The sequence below is a fragment of the Rhizobacter koreensis genome (assembly GCF_013366375.1).
GTDB classification, from domain to species: Bacteria; Pseudomonadota; Gammaproteobacteria; order Burkholderiales; family Burkholderiaceae_C; genus Schlegelella_A; species Schlegelella_A koreensis.
Genome location: NZ_JABWMJ010000002.1, coordinates 103,214 through 120,110, shown reverse-complemented (window position 1 = coordinate 120,110; position 16,897 = coordinate 103,214). Strand labels below are relative to the sequence as shown.

General features: G+C 71.9%; 15 protein-coding genes. 3 read left to right on the top strand and 12 right to left on the bottom strand.

What is annotated here, in order from left to right:
• Positions 1-7: 7 nt before the first annotated feature.
• The 4 genes from HQN59_RS04445 to HQN59_RS04430 are packed head-to-tail and all read right to left on the bottom strand — an operon-like array spanning position 8 to position 5,113.
• Positions 8-871: a ferritin-like domain-containing protein gene (locus HQN59_RS04445; RefSeq protein ID WP_425342685.1), complete on the bottom strand. Its 864-nt coding sequence runs from the start codon at positions 869-871 to the stop codon at positions 8-10.
• Entirely contained in the window at positions 868-1,659 is a 792-nt protein-coding gene (locus HQN59_RS04440) for a 2-keto-4-pentenoate hydratase (protein ID WP_176066525.1), read from the bottom strand. Before HQN59_RS04440 ends, HQN59_RS04445 begins: the two co-directional genes overlap by 4 nt.
• A 13-nt stretch (positions 1,660-1,672) precedes the next feature.
• On the bottom strand, positions 1,673-3,757 hold the full coding sequence (locus tag HQN59_RS04435; protein WP_176066523.1) for a hypothetical protein: 2,085 nt from the start codon (positions 3,755-3,757) through the stop codon (positions 1,673-1,675).
• A 12-nt stretch (positions 3,758-3,769) separates the two neighbouring features.
• On the bottom strand, positions 3,770-5,113 hold the full coding sequence (locus HQN59_RS04430; protein ID WP_176066521.1) for a zinc ribbon domain-containing protein: 1,344 nt from the start codon (positions 5,111-5,113) through the stop codon (positions 3,770-3,772).
• Positions 5,114-5,291: 178 nt separating this feature from the next.
• Here HQN59_RS04430 and HQN59_RS04425 point away from each other — a divergent pair, with 178 nt between their 5' ends.
• A complete protein-coding gene (locus tag HQN59_RS04425) occupies positions 5,292-5,768 on the top strand; it encodes a CopD family protein (protein ID WP_176066519.1) in 477 nt (158 codons plus the stop codon).
• A 107-nt stretch (positions 5,769-5,875) separates the two neighbouring features.
• On the opposite strand, the gene ftsB is transcribed toward HQN59_RS04425, so the two are convergent.
• From ftsB to HQN59_RS04385, 8 genes are all read right to left on the bottom strand, one after another.
• Positions 5,876-6,154, bottom strand: a complete 279-nt coding sequence (ftsB, locus tag HQN59_RS04420; protein ID WP_176066517.1) for a cell division protein FtsB — start codon at positions 6,152-6,154, stop codon at positions 5,876-5,878.
• 8 nt (positions 6,155-6,162) lie between these two features.
• The gene (gene eno / locus HQN59_RS04415) at positions 6,163-7,461 is read right to left on the bottom strand and encodes a phosphopyruvate hydratase (RefSeq protein WP_176066515.1); all 1,299 of its coding nucleotides are present in this window, start codon (positions 7,459-7,461) and stop codon (positions 6,163-6,165) included.
• Positions 7,462-7,537: 76 nt separating this feature from the next.
• Complete coding sequence (locus HQN59_RS04410; RefSeq protein ID WP_176066513.1) at positions 7,538-7,828, bottom strand: DUF1330 domain-containing protein; 291 nt, start codon at positions 7,826-7,828, stop codon at positions 7,538-7,540.
• Between the two features lie 12 nt (positions 7,829-7,840).
• Entirely contained in the window at positions 7,841-8,698 is an 858-nt protein-coding gene (gene kdsA / locus HQN59_RS04405) for a 3-deoxy-8-phosphooctulonate synthase (protein WP_176066511.1), read from the bottom strand.
• Between the two features lie 40 nt (positions 8,699-8,738).
• Positions 8,739-10,403: a CTP synthase gene (locus HQN59_RS04400; protein WP_176066509.1), complete on the bottom strand. Its 1,665-nt coding sequence runs from the start codon at positions 10,401-10,403 to the stop codon at positions 8,739-8,741.
• Positions 10,404-10,599: 196 nt separating this feature from the next.
• On the bottom strand, positions 10,600-11,427 hold the full coding sequence (locus tag HQN59_RS04395; RefSeq protein WP_176066507.1) for a proteasome-type protease: 828 nt from the start codon (positions 11,425-11,427) through the stop codon (positions 10,600-10,602).
• The gene (mutS, locus tag HQN59_RS04390) at positions 11,424-14,000 is read right to left on the bottom strand and encodes a DNA mismatch repair protein MutS (protein ID WP_246294698.1); all 2,577 of its coding nucleotides are present in this window, start codon (positions 13,998-14,000) and stop codon (positions 11,424-11,426) included. Before mutS ends, HQN59_RS04395 begins: the two co-directional genes overlap by 4 nt.
• Positions 14,001-14,130: 130 nt before the next feature.
• Positions 14,131-15,114, bottom strand: coding sequence for an inositol monophosphatase family protein (locus tag HQN59_RS04385; protein WP_176066502.1), 984 nt, complete (start codon positions 15,112-15,114; stop codon positions 14,131-14,133).
• An 82-nt stretch (positions 15,115-15,196) separates the two neighbouring features.
• Here HQN59_RS04385 and HQN59_RS04380 point away from each other — a divergent pair, with 82 nt between their 5' ends.
• Positions 15,197-15,952, top strand: a complete 756-nt coding sequence (locus tag HQN59_RS04380) for an RNA methyltransferase (protein WP_342451119.1) — start codon at positions 15,197-15,199, stop codon at positions 15,950-15,952.
• Between the two features lie 107 nt (positions 15,953-16,059).
• Positions 16,060-16,839 carry a serine O-acetyltransferase gene (gene cysE / locus HQN59_RS04375; RefSeq protein ID WP_176066498.1) on the top strand — a complete coding sequence of 260 codons (780 nt, stop codon included), beginning with the start codon at positions 16,060-16,062 and terminating at the stop codon, positions 16,837-16,839.
• Positions 16,840-16,897 lie beyond the last annotated feature (58 nt).

Below are 16,897 nucleotides of genomic sequence, written 5' to 3'. Positions count from 1 at the left end.
CCCACCATCAGCCGATGGCGGGATCGAGCAGCGCCGCCAGCTCCGCATCGCTGAAACCCGCCGCGCGCCGGGCCTCGGTGTTGAACGGCGGGCGCGGGCGCGGTGCCGCGTGGCGCTCGGCGAGCTCGCGGTAGGTCGCGAGCGAGTCGACGCCGCGCTCGCGGCAGAGCCACGCGTACCAGCGGTTGCCGGTCGCGACGTGCCCGATCTCGTCGCGCAGCAGCACGTCGATGATCGCCGCGCCCGCGGCATCGCCGATCGACAGCAGCTTGGCCTTGACCTGCGGCGACGCGTCGAGGCCACGCGCTTCGAGCGTGCGCGGGACCAGCGCCACGCGCGCCAGCACGTCGGCGCGGGTGCGCTCGGCCATCTCCCAGAGCGCGCGGTGCGCCGGGAAGTCGCCGTACGCGAAGCCGAGCGTCGCGAGGTGGTCGCGCAGCAGTGCGAAGTGCTGCGCCTCCTCGCGTGCGACGACGAGCCAGTCGCGATAGAACGCGTCGGGCAGGCCCGGGAAGCGCCAGATCGCGTCCAGCGCCAGATCGACCGCATTGAGCTCGATGTGCGCGACCGCGTGGATCAGCGCGGCATGGCCCTCGCGCGTCTTCACCGAGCGCTGCTTGAGCACCGCGTGGTCGACCAGCTCGGGGCGTTGAGGCCGCCCGGGGATGCCGGGCGGCTCGGCGAGCTCGAGCCCGCTGCCGATCGGTGCCGTGTCGAGCTCGCCGCGAGCGAGGCCGTCGATCTTGCGCTGCGGGTCGCGGGCGACGAGCAGGTCCAGCGCGTGCTCGCGCAGCGAGCGCGAAGCGTCGATCGTGCGGTGAACGGGCGATGCGGGCAGCGCCTCGAAGCGTGCCGGGCTCGGGCCGGTCACGTCAGGTTCATCGTCACGCGGCCGAGCGTGCCGAAGTCGGCCTCGTAGCTCGCCGCGTGCGGCAGCGCGTCGGCGAGCGCGCAGCTGCCGGTCGTCACGATCTGGCCGCGCTTCAAGCCGCCGTAGCCGGGCGGCTGCGCGTTGGCGAGCAGCACCAGCGCACCGAGCGGGTCGCCGCCCAGCGTGGCGCGACCGGTGCCGTGCGCGAGTTCGCGGGTGCCGGTGGCGTCGCTCGCGCGCAGCACGACGGCGTGGTTCGCGAAGTCGATGCCGCGCCAGTCGTCGACCGCAGGGCCGACCACGAATCCGCCGTTGTTGAAGGCGTCGGCGATCTCGGCGAGCACGCCGCTGCCGCGCGGAATGCGGCGGTCGACCAGCTCGATGACGACGCGCAGGGTGCCGACGGCCGCGTCCACCTCCTCGCGCGAGTAACCGCCGTCGCGTGGCGGCAGGTCAGCGCCGAGCTCGAACGCGAACTCGCATTCGACGATTGGCGTGCTGAATGCATGGCGCCGCCAGCTCGCCGGCGACCCGGCGAACCAGGGCTCGAGCAGCGGGCCGGCCACGGCCGTTCCAATGCCGGTTTCGGCCTGCACCGCCGGTGCGAGCACGCCGACCTTCCAGCCGCGGACGGCGCCGAGCTGGTCGGCGACCGCGCGCTGCAGCCGGTACGCGGCGTCGAGGTCGCGCGGCTGCCAGGCTTGCGGCAGGGCGTCGAGGGGCCGGGTGGCGCGGCGGGCGCTCGCGAGTGCGCGTGCGGCGTCGTTCAGGTCGCGGTTGATGTTCATCCAGGCACGTGGTTCAGCGCAGGCGCTGCCCGCACGCTTCGCAAAAGGCATCGCCGGCGGCGCAGGTGGCCTTGCAGCGCGGGCATTCGACCGTTGCAGCACCGGCGCTCGCGCTTTCGCGCGGCAGATCGAACTCGAGCTCGCGCGTGACCGGGGCAGCGGGGCTGCCGCGCGCACCGCCGGCGGGCGGTGCTTCCGCTGCGGGCGAGGCGGCTTCGAGCGTGGGGTCGGGCCTCGTGAACGGTACGAAGGTGTCGGCCGCGCTCGCCGGCTCGGCCGCTGGCGCCATCGGTGGCTCCGCGCCGGCGGCCGAACCGCTGCCGGGCGCCGGCGTTGCGTCGTTCGTGGACGCGCCGCCGAGCGCCGCCGACGGCTGCAGGCGGGTGGCGAACGGCTGCGGGGCCGGCGGCTCGTCGTCGATGGACGGCGGCAGCGTCGTCTCGAAGGCGTCGTCGAACGGCTGCGTCGGTCGGAAGTCGGGCTCGCGGCTGTCGCGGCCGGCGCGCAGTGACGCGGCCGTGCCCGCGTCGTACCCGGGGTCGTCCGAACCCGTGGCTCCGGCGGCACCGGCGGCGCCCGCGCTGCCCGCCGCACCGGCCGCACCGGCCGCACGCGAGACGCCGGTCGCCGGCGCGCTGTCGATGCTGCCTCCCGTGCGCGCAGCCGCACCGGCCGCGAACGCTCTCCGGCCCGCTGCGTCGCCGCCGTCGCCCAGCGAGCGGGCGCCGAGCGCGGCGCCAGCCGCTCGCGCAATGAGCCCGGATGCCCGATCGGGTGGCGTCTCCGTGGGTACGCGGCGCGCCGCGGGCCGATCGGCCGATGCGGAGCTGTCGACGGCCGCCGGCCGAGTGCCCGGTGCCACCGGATCAGCGGCCTGAGGGCGAGCGGTGGCACCGGGTTCGTCGGTCGTGGCGGAGCGATCGTCCGCTCGCGACCGCTCCGCCGCCGCCGCTTCATCCGAAGCCGTCGAGCGATCGGCCGCCGGCTGTTGCAACGGCGTGGAGTCGGCGAACATCGCCGGGCGCTCGACGGCGCCCGCCGGCGTCGCCGATCGATCCGGCACGTCGCCGGCAGAGGTGCCGGCCGAGGCTTGGGCGGCCCGTTCGCGTGCCGCCGCGGCCGCCGCCCGCGCCTTGTCGGCGATCCCGGCGCCGCGTTCGCGCGCGCTGTTCACGGTCTGCTGCAGGGCGGCTTCGGCGCTCTCGACGTCGAGGCCATGCGTCACGCGCAGGTAGACGCGGTTGAGGCCCTGCAGGTAGACCTGCGCGATCACCGCGAAGGCGATCGCCCACAGCACCATCAGGCCGATGCCGGCGGCCGCCGCGCGGCCGGCGCCGACGCCCTGCATCAGGTCGCCCATGAACGCCGACCCGACCATCGCGTCCATGCCGAAGATCGGCACCGACATGGCGACCGTGGGCACGATGCCGCTGCCGATCACGCTGAAGAGGATCAGCGCCACCGCAAGGCAGAGCAGGCCGACGACGAACAGCAGCAGCAGCGCCTCGACGAAGCGGCTGCGCACGATGGCGAGCGTCTGCGCGATCGCGCGCGCGATCGGTGCGCCGTCCCAGATCGCCGGCAAGGCGAGCAGCCAGCCGAAGAAGAGGGCGGTGAGCGTCACGCCGGCGAGCAGCACCGACACCGGGAACACGACGACGTAGAGCAGCGCGCCGAGGTAAGGAATCTTGCAGACGAAGAGCGCGATCGCGATGAGGATGAAGACCGCGATGGCCACCGCGAGCAGCACGAGGCCGAGCACGATCATCCTCGGCACGCAGGCGAGGCCGTGGGCGAGCGCGTCGGCGAGGCTGCGTGGGGCAAGGCCGCGCGCCTGGTCCATCTGCAGCGATCCGGCGGCATTGACGCCGGTGCCCGCGACCACGATGAAACCGACCGCCGACAGGAGCGCGGCGAGGCCGCCGATCACGACCGCGAGCATCGAGAGCAGCGCGCCGACAAGGACCGCGGCGACCCAGCACCCCATCAGGGCGACGACGGCGCGCCCGTTGCGAAGGCCGTCGACGGCCTGGAACATGCCGGCGAACGAATCGGCGCTGATGGCGCGCGGCGCGGCTGCAGTGTCGGTGGGGGGCATCCCGGTCCTTCGTCAGTAGGCGTTCTGGCGCCGTTCGGCGTCTTCGCGGTAGCGCCGGCACACCGGGTCGCTGGCGCGACTCGACTTGCGGCACTCGCCGGCCTCGCAGAGGCCGCGCGCGAACGGATTGTTGCCGCCGCAGACGTCGCTGACGGATTGAGCGCGGCGCGCCGCTGGAGCGGCGGGTGCGGGCGGCTGCACGGTCGGCGTCGCCGGTGGAGCGGGGCGCGGCGGCGCCTCGTCGGCGCGTCGCCGCGCCGCATCCTGCTCCGCCGCGACACGGGCCTGCTGTTCGCGCTGCTCGGCAGCCGCTTGCGCGCGCGCGGCACGCTCGCGGGCGCGGCGTTCGTTCGCCACGCGCTGCGCGTCGGCATCCGCCGGGAGAGCGGTGACGGGCGGCGTGCCGCGCTCGGCGGCCGGCGGTGCGTCGCGTGGCGTGGCCGCGGTGGCCGGTGCATCGGCGTTGGTCGGCGGCGCCTCACGGGGCTCGATGGGGATGTCGGCATCGGCCTGACGCGCCGGCGCGGACGCGACCGGCGGTGCGACTGGAGGAACGGTCGCCTCGGGGTGCCCGGGCGGGATGACCGGGGGCTCGGCCCGGGTCTGGAGGAACCACCAGGCGACACCCGCGGCGATCAGCAGCGCGAGCACGACACCGGCGATCAGCGCGGTGCGGCTCGACGACGACGTCGGCGGAGCGGCCGCAGACTGGGCGGCGGCGCCGACCGCGACGCGCTGCCGCGTCGCGTCGATCGCGACGCGCGGGTCTGGCACGTCGGGCGTTGGCAGCTCGTCGTCGGCTGCCGCGCTGCCGGCTGCGCGGCTCGGTGCGGGCGGCACCGCGATCGGCGGGTACCCCGCCCGGCTCCCCGGCGACGCGCCACTGCCCGGCGCGGCCCGGGCGGCGGTCGCGCCGAGCGGTGCGCCGCAATTGCCGCAGAAGCGTGCGCTCGCGCTGTTCTCGGCCCCGCAGGCGACACAGGCCTGCATCGGCGGCTTGCCCGGCGGCGCGGCGGCGATGCCGGCCGGCAGCGTCAGCGGCGTCGGCTCGTCGCTCGGCGGCGGTGCCCCGCGATGCGACGAGGGTGGCGGGCTGCCGCGCCGCTCGGGCACCTCGGGCGCGACGCGCGGCGGCGTGGTCGTGGAGCCGCGTCGGTCGAGCGGTTCGGGAACGCTGCTTGGCGACGCCGGCGCGTCCGCGCCACTGCGACTGCCCGGCACCTCGGGTGCGACACGGGGTGTGGTCGCCGCAGTCGCTCCGGGTCTGCCTGCGCTGATGAACGCCGTGCCGCACCCCCTGCAGAAGCGCGCATCGTCCCGGTTCTCGGTGTTGCAGGTCGGGCAGACTTTCGCCATCGCGGGGTTCTCCGTCGTGCAGGATGCGGCTCGTGCAGGGTGACCGAATCGACCGCGCCGCCTCATCGCGCCAGGGCGTCACCGATGAACGGCGGAGGACGATACCGCGCTTCATAGAGTGCAGCAATCGAACCGCCGGCCGTGCAGTATCGTCGCCGCTTCACCGGAAAGGACCCGCGTGCTCTACCCGCTGCTGAAGACGATCCATCTGCTTGGCATCGTCGCCTGGGTGGGCGGCATGTTCTTCGCCCACGTGTGCCTGCGCCCCGCGCTCGCCGGCTTCGACGCGCCGGTCCGGCTCGAGGTGATGGGCGCGACGCTGCGCCGCTTCTTCCTCGTGGTCGCGATCGCCGCCACGCTGGTGGTGGCGACCGGGGTGGCGCTGATCGCGCGCGCGTCGATCGCTCAGTGGCGCGCCGGAATCCCGTTCACGATGGCGGTCGACTGGTACGTGATGACGATCATCGGTTTCGTCATGGTCGGCGTGTTCGTGCACATCCGCCTCGTGCTCTGGCGCCGCATGAAGCGCGCCGTCGATGCCGGCGACTGGCCGTCCGGCGCACGCGCGCTGGCGTCGATCCGTCGCGCCGTGCTCGTCAACCTGGTGCTCGGCGTCGTCGTGATCGTCGTGACGCGTTTCAGCGGCGCCGCCTGAGCGGGCCCGCCGCCGACGAAGGGCGCGGCACGCGCGAGCAGGGCGGCAGGGCGACGACGCGTCGGCGCCGTCTCTCGGGTGAACGTCGCTCCCGCGACGCGACCCGGTCAGCGCTGCGGCGCCGCGAGCTGAACGTAGATCTCGTTCGGCTTGATCATCCCGAGCTCGAAGCGTGCGCGCTCCTCGACCATCTCGAGACCTTCCTTGAGGTCGTTGAGCTCGGCGGTCATGCGGGCATTGCGCTCGCGTGCGGTGTCGTTGGCGGCGCGCTGGGTCCGCAGCTTGGTCGAGAGGTCGACGACGCGCGAGACGCCGCCGCTGCCGAACCACAGCTCGGCATGCACCAGCGCCAGCAGCGCCACGAGGACGAGAGTGACGAGGCGCATGCCGGGGCTCAGCGGGTGCTGTAGAACGCGGCGCGGCCGGGGTACGCAGCGACGTCGCCGAGGTCTTCCTCGATGCGCAGCAGCTGGTTGTACTTGGCGGTGCGGTCCGAGCGGCTCATCGAGCCGGTCTTGATCTGGCCGGCGTTGGTGCCGACCGCGATGTCGGCGATCGTCGCGTCTTCGGTCTCGCCCGAGCGGTGGCTGATCACCGCGGTCCAGCCGGCGCGCTTGGCCATCTCGATCGCCGCGAACGTCTCGGTGAGCGTGCCGATCTGGTTGATCTTGATGAGGATCGAGTTGGCGATGCGCCGCTCGATGCCTTCCTTCAGGATCTTGGTGTTGGTGACGAACAGGTCGTCGCCGACCAGCTGCACCTTCGAGCCGAGGCGGTCCGACAGGATCTTCCAGCCATCCCAGTCGTTCTCGGCCATGCCGTCCTCGATGCTGATGATCGGGTACTTGTCGCACCAGCCGGCGAGCACGTCGCACCAGGCGTCGGCGGTCAGCACGCGGCCTTCGCCTTCGAGGTGGTAGAGCCGGCTGCCGCCCGCGTCTTCCTTGTAGAACTCGCTCGCCGCGCAGTCGAGGCCGATCGCGATCTGAGAGCCGGCCGCGTAGCCGGCCTTGTCGATCGCCGCGAGGATCAGCTCGATCGCCGCCTCGTGGCCGTTGACGCTGGGCGCGAAGCCGCCTTCGTCGCCCACCGCGGTGCTCATGCCGCGCGAGTCGATGATCTTCTTGAGCGCCTGGAACACCTCGGCACCGTAGCGCACCGCCTCGCGAAAGCTCGGCGCGCCGACCGGGATGATCATCAGCTCCTGCAGGTCGAGGTTGTTGTTGGCGTGCGCGCCGCCGTTGATGACGTTCATCATCGGCACCGGCATCTGCATCGCGCCCGAGCCGCCGAAGTAGCGGTAGAGCGGCAGGCCGCTCTCCTCGGCCGCGGCGCGCGCGACCGCCATGCTCACGGCGAGCGTGGCGTTGGCGCCGAGCCGGCTCTTGTTCTCGGTGCCGTCGAGGTCGATCAGCGTGCGGTCGAGGAACGCCTGCTCGCTCGAGTCGAGGCCGAGCACCGCCTCGCTGATCTCGGTGTTGACGTACTCGACCGCCTTCAGCACGCCCTTGCCGCCATAGCGGCCGGCATCGCCGTCGCGCAGCTCGATCGCCTCGCGGCTGCCGGTCGACGCGCCGGACGGCACTGCGGCGCGGCCCATCGTGCCCGACTCGAGCAGCACGTCGCACTCGACGGTCGGGTTGCCGCGGCTGTCGATGATCTCCCGGCCGACGATGTCAACGATCGCACTCATGCATTCACCTTCTGATGTTGGAATCTCTTGCGTGCCACCGGCGTGGCGCCGCGCGCGACGTGCGGGATCGCCGGCGTCACGCGACGCCTTCGACGACGACCATCCGCATGTCGGCAGCGCCGGCGCGAGCCTCGCGCGCGGCGCGGTATTCGGGTGAGTCGTAGAACGCGCGCGCTGCGGCGACGTCCTTGAACTTGAGCACCACCACGCGCTCGGGTTGCCAGTCGCCCTCGAGCAGTTCGACCGCGCCGCCGCGCACGCAGACCTCGGCGCCGTGTGCCTGCATCGCGATCGTCGACAGGCGCTTGTAGTTTTCGTATTGCGCCGGGTCGGTGACGTGGACGTTGGAGATGACGTAGGCGCTCATTGGTCTGACCTTTCAGCAGGCGAAGTCGTTCTCGAGGAAGGGCCGCGACTTGACCGCGCGGTCGAGCTCGACGAGTTGTTCGAGGAGGGCGCGCATGCGCTTGAGCGGCACCGCGTTCGGGCCGTCGCTCAGCGCGTTGGCGGGGTCCGGGTGCGTTTCCATGAAGACGCCTGCGACGCCGACCGCGATGGCGGCGCGCGCGAGCACCGGAACGAACTCGCGCTGACCGCCCGACGAGGTGCCCTGGCCGCCCGGCAGCTGCACGGAATGCGTGGCGTCGAAGACGACCGGGGCGCCGGTCTCGCGCATGATCGCGAGGCTGCGCATGTCGGAGACGAGATTGTTGTAGCCGAAGCTCGCGCCGCGCTCGCAGGCCATGAAGCGGTCGTCGTCGAGGCCCTTCGCGCGTGCTGCGGCGCGGGCCTTCTCGATGACGTTCTTCATGTCGTGCGGCGCGAGGAACTGGCCCTTCTTGATGTTGACGGGCTTGCCGCTCTGCGCGACCGCGGTGATGAAGTCGGTCTGCCGGCACAGGAACGCCGGCGTCTGCAGCACGTCGACCACCGCCGCGGCAGCGGCGATCTGGCGCTCGTCGTGGACGTCGGTCAGCACCGGCACGCCGAGCTGGCGCCTGACCGTCGCGAGCACCTCGAGGCCTTCCTCGATGCCGGGGCCGCGGAACGAGGTGCCGCTCGAGCGGTTCGCCTTGTCGTAGCTCGACTTGAAGATGAACGGGATGCCGAGCGCGCCCGTGATCTCCTTCAGCCGGGCGGCGACGTCGACCTGCAGCGCCTCCGACTCGATGACGCAGGGGCCGGCGATCAGGAAGAACGGCCGGTCGAGCCCGACCTCGAAACCGCAGAGTTTCATGGCCGAGGTGCTCCGGATGGCGTCAGCGCGCGCGTGTCGCTCACGCGGCCACCATCTCGCGTCGCTCGGCCTGGTGCGTGAGCGCCGCGGCGATGAACGACTTGAAGAGCGGATGGCCGGCCCACGGCGTCGAATTGAACTCGGGGTGGAACTGCACGCCGATGAACCACGGATGGACGCTGCGCGGCAGCTCGACGACCTCGGTGAGGCGCTCGCGTTGGGTGAGCGCGGAGATCACGAGCCCCGCCTCGGTCAGGCGGTCGAGGTAATGCACGTTCGCCTCGTAGCGGTGGCGATGACGTTCGTTCAGCACGTTGCCGTAGATCTCGTACGCCAGCGTGCCCGGCTTGACGTCGGACTTCTGCGAGCCGAGGCGCATCGTGCCGCCAAGGTCGGACTGCGCGGTGCGCACCTGGATCGTGCCGTCGGCGTCCTGCCACTCGTCGATGAGGGCGATCACCGGGTGCGGCGTCTCGGGGTCGAACTCGGTGCTGTTCGCGTTCTCGAGCCCGGCCTCGTGGCGCGCGAACTCGATCGTCGCGACCTGCATGCCCAGGCAGATGCCGAGGTACGGCACGCCGTGCTCGCGCGCGTACTGCGCGGCGAGGATCTTGCCCTCGACGCCACGCTTGCCGAAGCCGCCCGGCACCAGGATCGCGTCGTAGCGGCCGAGGTTGCCGACATTCGAGGGCGTCAGGTCTTCCGAGTCGACGTACTCGACCTTGACGCGCGCGCTGTTGTGGATGCCGGCGTGGCGCAGCGCCTCGTTGAGCGACTTGTACGAGTCCGAAAGTTCGACGTACTTGCCGCACATGGCGATCGTGACCTCGTGCTCGGGGTGCTCGACCTGGTGCACGAGGTTGTCCCAGCGCGTGAGGTTGGCCGGCTTGCTGTGCAGCTGCAGGCGCGCGCAGACGAGCTCGTCGAGCCCTTGCGAGTGCAGCATGCGCGGCACCTTGTAGATCGTGTCGGCGTCCCACACCGAGATCACGCCGTACTCGTGCACGTTGGCGAACAGCGAGATCTTGGCGCGCTCGTCGTCGGGGATGGGACGGTCGGCGCGGCAGAGCAGGGCGTCGGGCATGATCCCGATCTCGCGCAGCTTCTGCACGCTGTGCTGCGTCGGCTTGGTCTTGAGCTCGCCGGCGGCGGCGATCCACGGCACCAGGGTCAGGTGCAGGAAGGCGGCGTTGCCGGGGCCGAGCTTGAGGCTCATCTGGCGCACGGCCTCGAGGAACGGCAGCGACTCGATGTCACCGACGGTGCCGCCGATCTCGACGATCGCGACCTGCGCCGCGTCGGGGGTGCCGATGCCGGCGCCGCGCCGCACGAACTCCTGGATCTCGTTGGTGACGTGCGGGATCACCTGCACGGTCTTGCCGAGGTAGTCGCCGCGGCGCTCCTTCTCGAGCACGGTCTTGTAGATCTGGCCGGTCGTGAAGTTGTTCGAGCGCCGCATCCGCGTGGTGATGAAGCGCTCGTAGTGGCCCAGATCGAGGTCGGTCTCGGCACCGTCCTCGGTGACGAACACCTCGCCGTGCTGGAACGGCGACATGGTCCCCGGATCGACGTTCAGATACGGGTCCAGCTTGATCAAGGTGACTTTGAGGCCGCGCGATTCGAGGATCGCTGCGAGCGACGCAGACGCGATGCCCTTGCCGAGCGAGGACACCACACCGCCGGTGACAAAGACGAACTTGGTCATTGCGTGCGGCACGCGCGCCGTGCGCGAATGCCGTGGTGGTAAAGCGCGATTATAGGTGCCGCCCCTCGGGCGGAGCCGGGTGCGGGACCCTGCAGCGGGGCACGGCGGTGGCGGGCGCGCTCCGAGAAGCTCGGCCCGCGCGGCGCCCGTCCGAGCGCCGGACGGCGTGCGCTGGCGGGGCAGGCTCGCCCGGCCGTCAGACGATCTTCTCGCCCGGATGCGTGATCTTGCGCATCGGCCCGTAGCGGTCGGACTCGACGCAGAGCGGCGCCGCCGCTTCGGCCGTGCCGTCCCACTGCGGGTCCTCGATCGACTCGAACGCGTCGCGCAGCTTCTGCCCCCAGCTCCCGCTGATCATCCGCCAGTACGGGTTCTTCTCGTCGATGCAGATGATCTGCTGGCTCTGCAACTGCCCGGCCTCGTAGACCAGCAGGTCGAGCGGCAGCCCCACCGAGAGGTTCGACTTCAGCGTGGAGTCCATCGACACCAGCACGCACTTGGCAGCCTCGTCGAGCGGCGTCGACGGCCGCAGGATGCGGTCGAGCACGGGCTTGCCGTACTTCGACTCGCCGATCTGGAAGTAGCAGGTCTCGCGCGTCGCCTCGATGAAGTTGCCCGCCGAGTAGACCAGGAACAGGCGCATCGCCTCGCCGCCGATCTGTCCGCCGAAGATCATCGTGGTGTTGAAGTCGAGCCCTGCGTTCTTCAGCGACTCGCCGTCCTCGTCGTAGATGCGGCGCACCGCCGAGCCGAGCACGCGCGCGGCGTCGAACATGCTCTCGGCGTTCCAGATCGTGATCGGCGGCTTGTCGCCGTTCTCGAGGCGCTCGACCTGCAGGATCTCGCGCACCTGCTGCGAGATCGAGAGGTTGCCGGCCGACAGCATCACCATGAAGCGGTCGCCGGGCCGCTCGTAGACCATCATCTTGCGGAACGTGCTGATCTGGTCGAGACCGGCGTTCGTCCGCGAGTCCGACAGGAACACCAGTCCGGCATCGAGCTTGACCCCCACGCAATACGTCATCGTCTTTCCTGCAGTGCTTTCAGCCGGTAGAGCGCCTCGAGCGCTTCCTTCGGGCTGAGCATATCGGGGTCGAGCGCGGCGAGCGCCACGTCGACCGCGGATTCCGCCACGGCGGGCGGCGGCTCGGCGGGCGCCGGGGCGAAGAGGTCGATCTGCGGCTGGCCGGCGCTCTGCTGCGCCTCGAGCGCCTCGAGGGTCACGGTCGCGTGGCGCAGCAGGGTCGCCGGCATGCCCGCAAGGCGCGCCACCTGCACGCCGTAGCTGCGGCTCGCCGGCCCCGGCACGATCTCGTGCAGGAACACGATGTCGCGCCCGGACTCGACCGCCGACACGTGCATGTTCACCGCCGCCGGGTTGGCCGCGGGGAACTGGGTGAGCTCGAAGTAGTGGGTCGCGAACAGCAGGAAGGCGCGATTGCGGTTGTGCAGGTGGTGCGCGATCGAAGCGGCGAGCGCGAGCCCGTCGAAGGTCGACGTGCCGCGCCCGATCTCGTCCATCAGCACCAGCGACTGCTCGGTCGCCGCGTGCACGATCGCCGCCGCCTCGCTCATCTCGACCATGAACGTCGACTGTGCGTTGGCGAGATCGTCGGCCGCGCCGATGCGGGTGTGGATCGCGTCGATCGGGCCGAGCCGGCACGCGTCGGCCGGCACGTACGAGCCGATCGACGCCAGCAGCACGATCAGCGCCACCTGGCGCATGAAGGTGCTCTTGCCGCCCATGTTGGGACCGGTGATGACGAGGCTGCGCCGCATCAGGTCGAGCCGGCAGTCGTTCGGCGTGAAGCTCGCGCCGGCCTCGTTGAGACGCGCCTCGACCACCGGATGGCGGCCGCGCACGATCTCGATGCACGGCTCGCGCACGAACACCGGCCGCCGCCAGTCGAGCGTCGCCGCGCGCTCGGCGAGCGCCGCGAGCGCGTCGAGCGTCGCGAGCGCGCGCCCGAGCGCGCCGAGCACGTCGAGGTGCGCCTGCAGCGCCTCGAGCAGCTCGTCGTAGAGCTGCTTCTCGCGGGCGAGCGCGCGCTCCTGCGCCGAGAGCGCCTTGTCCTCGAACGCCTTCAGCTCGGGCGTGATGAAGCGTTCGGCGTTCTTCATCGTCTGACGGCGCTGGTAGTCGGCCGGCACCTTCGCCGCGTGCGCCTGAGAGACCTCGATGTAGAAGCCATGCACGCGGTTGAACTGCACGCGCAGGCCCGCGATGCCGGTGCGCGCGCGTTCGCGGCCCTCGAGCTCGAGCAAAAAGGCGTCGCCGTGCTCGCCGATGTCGCGCAGCTCGTCGAGCAGCGCGTCGTGGCCACGCGCGATGACGCCGCCGTCGCGCAGCTGCGCGGCGGGCTCCGCGGCGATGGCGGCATCGAGCAGCGCGGCGATCGCGGGCGGCGGCGCGAGCGCGTCGCGCACGTCGTCGAGCAGCGTCGCGGCGCTCGCCGGCACCGTCTCGCAGAGCGCCGGCAAGGCGTGCAGCGTCGCACGCAGGCCGGCGAGCTCGCGCGGCCGGACCTGGCCGAGTGCCAGGCGCGCGGTGGTCCGCTCGACGTCGCTGACCGCACGCAGCGCGTCGCGAACGCCATCGACGCTGGTGGCGAGCAGCGCGTCGATCGCGCCGTGGCGCTCGGTCGCGACTCGGCGGTCGCGCAACGGGCTGCGCAGCCAGCGACAGAGCGCCCGGCTGCCCATCCCGGTGACGCAGCTGTCGAGCACCGAGAGCAGGGTCGGCGCAGGCGCGCCGCGCAGCGTCTCGGTGAGCTCGAGGTTGCGGTGAGTGGTGACCGGCAGGTCGATGAGTTCGCTGCTGCGCTCGACCGCGAGGCTGCGCACGTGGGCGAGCGCCCGCCCTTGCGTGTGCTCGGCATAGGCGAGCAGCGCCGCCGCCGCCGCGTGCGCGGCGTGCAGTTCGGCCGCGTTGTGGCCGGCGAGGCTGGCGACGCCGAGCTGCTCGCAGAGCTTCCTCACGCCGAGCGCGCTGTCGAACTGCCAGCCGGGGCGCTGCGTCAGGGTCGCGCCGGCGTGCTGCAGCGCAACCGGCACCTGCTCGCGATCGACCAGCACCTCGGCGGCGCCGAGGCGTGCCAGCCAGCTCGCGAGCTCGCCATCGGCGCATTCGGCCATGCCGAGGGCGCCGCTCGAGAGCGCGAGCCAGGCCAGGCCGAGCCGGCCCTTGCGCGAGGCGACGGCGAGCAGGGGAGCGTCGCGCTTGTCCGCGAGCAGGTGACCGTCGGTCAGCGTGCCGGGGGTGACGACACGCACCACCTTGCGTTCGACCGGGCCCTTGGTCGCGCCGACCTCGCCGACCTGCTCGCAGATCGCGACCGACTCGCCGCACTTGATGAGGCGCGCGAGGTAGGTCTCGACCGCGTGCACCGGAACGCCCGCCATCACGATCGGCTCGCCGGCGCTCGCGCCGCGCGTGGTCAGCGTGATGTCGAGCAGGCGATTGGCCTTGCGGGCGTCGTCGTAGAACAGCTCGTAGAAGTCGCCCATCCGGTAGAACACGAGCGTGTCCGGATGCTCGGCCTTGATGCGCAGGTACTGCGCCATCATCGGCGTGTGCGCGGGCGCGGGCGTGCTCATCTCGTTGCCGACAACGTATCGGTGCCGCACGCGTGGTGGGTGCATGGCGAGAGCCGTCGGCTGGCGGTGTCCGCCGCCACCATGCCGGATGCTGCGGCGCAGCCCGGCCGCACTGCCTCGCGAAGCGGCGTCACTCGGGCGCCGGCACCTTGCGGATGCGCACCGGCGGCTTCAGCTTCGGGGCGGCGGGCGCTTCAGCGGCGGCCGGCGCGGGGCGCGCGGTGTCGTCGAGCACTGCGCCGAGCGCGGCCTCCGGCGTGAGCTCGGCGGCGCGGGCCGCCTCAGGCGGCGCAGCGGCCTCTTCGTTGACCACCGACGTGAACGGCGAGAGCAGCTGCACGAGCTGACCGTAGATGCGCGGGCTGGCGGCGAGGACCTCGCCACGTTCCAGGAAGTCGGCGTTGCCGGTGAAGTTGCCGACCAGGCCACCGGCCTCGGTGATCATCAGCGAGCCGGCCGCCATGTCCCACGGCTTGAGGCCGGTCTCGAAGAAGCCGTCGTACCAGCCGGCCGCCACGTAGCAGAGGTCGAGCGCGGCGGCGCCGGGGCGGCGCAGGCCGGCGCACAGCGGCATCATCACTTCCATCATCTTCAGGTAGCGCTGAAAGTTGTCGCCGCGTCGAAACGGAAAGCCGGTGCCAAGCAGGCAGTCCGCGAGGCGCGTGCGCTTGGAGACGCGGATCCGCTTGTCGTTGAGGAACGCGCCGCGTCCCTTCGATGCGTAGAAGAGGTCGTTGCGCGCCGGGTCGTAGACGACCGCCTGCTGGACCTGCCCGCGGAACGCCAGCGCGATCGACACCGCGTAGACCGGAAAGCCGTGCAGGAAGTTGGTCGTGCCGTCGAGCGGATCGATGATCCACACGTACTCGCTGCTCGACGTGCCGTGCGTGCGGCCCGACTCCTCGGCATTGATGCCGTGGCCGGGGTAGGCGCCGAGGAGCGTCTCGATGATCGCGGCCTCGGCGGCGTGGTCGACCTCGGTGACGAAGTCGTTCGGCGCCTTGCGGTTGATCTGCAGCCGATCGAGGTCGAGCGAGGCGCGGTTGATGATGGTGCCGGCGCTCCGGGCCGCCTTGATGGCGGTGTTGAGCATGGGGTGGAGCGCTTGCGACATGGGCGACGGGGAGGGGCGGGAGCGAGGGGAGCGACGAGCCGGGGATCCCGGTGCCGATAATCGCGATTTTAGGCGTGACCTCGTGACCGACTCCGGCGACTCCACGCGCTTCGTGCTGGTGGGAACCAGCCACCCGGGCAACATCGGCGCGGCGGCGCGCGCGCTCAAGGTGATGGGGTTCGGCGACCTGGTGCTCGTGGCGCCGCGCTTCGCCGACGCGCACCGGCAAGCCGAGGCGGTCGCGTTCGCGAGCGGCGCGACCGACGTGCTCGAGCGCGTGCGCGTGGTGCCGACCCTGGTCGAGGCGCTGGGCGGCATCACCTTCGTCTGCGCGACCGCAATGACGCCGCGCGACTTCGGGCCGCCGACGCATGCGCCGCGCGCGTTCTTTCCCGAGCTCGCCGAGCGCGCGCATCGGGTCGCCTTCGTGTTCGGGTCCGAGCGCTTCGGCATGCCCAACCGCGACGTCTACGCGTGCCACGCGTGCCTCTCGATCCCGACCGCGCCCGACTACGGGTCGCTCAACCTCGCGCAGGCGGTGCAGCTGATCGCCTACGAGTGGCGCCAGGCGCTCGGCGGATTCGAGCTGCCGCGGCCGGTCGAGCCCGGTCGTGCCGACGCGGTGGCGATCGACGGCCTGCTCGGGCACTGGGCGCGCGCGCTCGTGCGCCTCGGCTTTCTCGATCCGCTGGTGCCGCGCAAGCTCATGCCGCGCCTGCAGCAGCTCGCCAATCGAGCCGAGCTGACGGGCGAGGAGCTGCACATCCTGCGCGGCGTCGCGCGTGCGATCGAAAGGCGCCTCGACGAGGCCGAGGCCGGCAGGCCGCGCGAGGGCTGAGCGCCCACGGTCCGGCCGCCGATGCTGCACCCCCGACAGGGTCGGGGCGCGCCGCTAAACTGCCGGGCCCTCCTTGCTGCCGGCCAGCGGCCGCCAGCCCTCAGCCCATGTTCGAACGCCTCCGAGAAGACATCGCCTGCATCGTCGAGCGCGACCCCGCCGCGCGCAACGCGTGGGAGGTGCTGACGTGTTACCCGGGGCTGCATGCGCTGGTGCTGCACCGCTGGGCGGCCTGGTTCCGCCGCCACGATCTGCACTGGCTGGCGCGCTTCGTCTCGCAGCTCGGGCGCTGGCTCACCGGCATCGAGATCCACCCCGGGGCGACGATCGGCCGGCGTGTCTTCATCGATCACGGCATGGGGGTCGTGATCGGCGAGACCGCGGTGGTCGGCGACGACTGCACGATCTACCAGGGCGTGACGCTCGGCGGGACTTCGCTCGCGAAGGGCACCAAGCGCCACCCGACGCTCGGCCGCGGCGTCATCGTCGGCGCCAACTCGCAGGTGCTCGGCGGCTTCACGGTCGGCGACGGCGCGCGCGTCGGCTCGGGTGCGGTGGTCGTCAAGCCGGTGCCGGCGGGCGCCACTGCGGTCGGCAACCCGGCGCGCATCATCCAGGCCGAAGCCGACGCGGCGCGCGAGGCGACGGCCGCCCGTATGGGGTTCTCGGCCTATGGGCTGACCCAGGGCGACGACCCGCTCGCGCAGGCGATGAAGGGCCTCATCGACAACGCCTCGGGCCACGAGCACCAGATCGCCTTGCTGTGGCAGGCCATCGAGAAGCTCTCGGCGCGCTCGCGCGAACTGCCGGCCGACAGCTGCGTGCCACGCGAGGCGCAGACCACCGAGTGCTTCGACGCCGAGCGGCTGAACCGGCTCGTGAAGTAGCGCGGTCGCGCTGGCTCTCGGCGCAGGCATCGGCTGCCTGCGCAGCCAATGGTCAGGC

Excerpts from the sequence above, each read along its gene's own strand:
- HQN59_RS04440 (WP_176066525.1), bottom strand. The coding sequence starts at position 1,659 with ATGAACATCAACCGCGACCTGAACGACGCCGCACGCGCACTCGCGAGC.
- HQN59_RS04435 (WP_176066523.1), bottom strand. The coding sequence starts at position 3,757 with ATGCCCCCCACCGACACTGCAGCCGCGCCGCGCGCCATCAGCGCCGAT.
- HQN59_RS04430 (WP_176066521.1), bottom strand. The coding sequence starts at position 5,113 with ATGGCGAAAGTCTGCCCGACCTGCAACACCGAGAACCGGGACGATGCG.
- ftsB (WP_176066517.1), bottom strand. The coding sequence starts at position 6,154 with ATGCGCCTCGTCACTCTCGTCCTCGTGGCGCTGCTGGCGCTGGTGCAT.
- eno (WP_176066515.1), bottom strand. The coding sequence starts at position 7,461 with ATGAGTGCGATCGTTGACATCGTCGGCCGGGAGATCATCGACAGCCGC.
- HQN59_RS04410 (WP_176066513.1), bottom strand. The coding sequence starts at position 7,828 with ATGAGCGCCTACGTCATCTCCAACGTCCACGTCACCGACCCGGCGCAA.
- kdsA (WP_176066511.1), bottom strand. The coding sequence starts at position 8,698 with ATGAAACTCTGCGGTTTCGAGGTCGGGCTCGACCGGCCGTTCTTCCTG.
- HQN59_RS04400 (WP_176066509.1), bottom strand. The coding sequence starts at position 10,403 with ATGACCAAGTTCGTCTTTGTCACCGGCGGTGTGGTGTCCTCGCTCGGC.
- HQN59_RS04395 (WP_176066507.1), bottom strand. The coding sequence starts at position 11,427 with ATGACGTATTGCGTGGGGGTCAAGCTCGATGCCGGACTGGTGTTCCTG.
- mutS (WP_246294698.1), bottom strand. The coding sequence starts at position 14,000 with ATGAGCACGCCCGCGCCCGCGCACACGCCGATGATGGCGCAGTACCTG.
- HQN59_RS04385 (WP_176066502.1), bottom strand. The coding sequence starts at position 15,114 with ATGTCGCAAGCGCTCCACCCCATGCTCAACACCGCCATCAAGGCGGCC.
- cysE (WP_176066498.1), top strand. The coding sequence starts at position 16,060 with ATGTTCGAACGCCTCCGAGAAGACATCGCCTGCATCGTCGAGCGCGAC.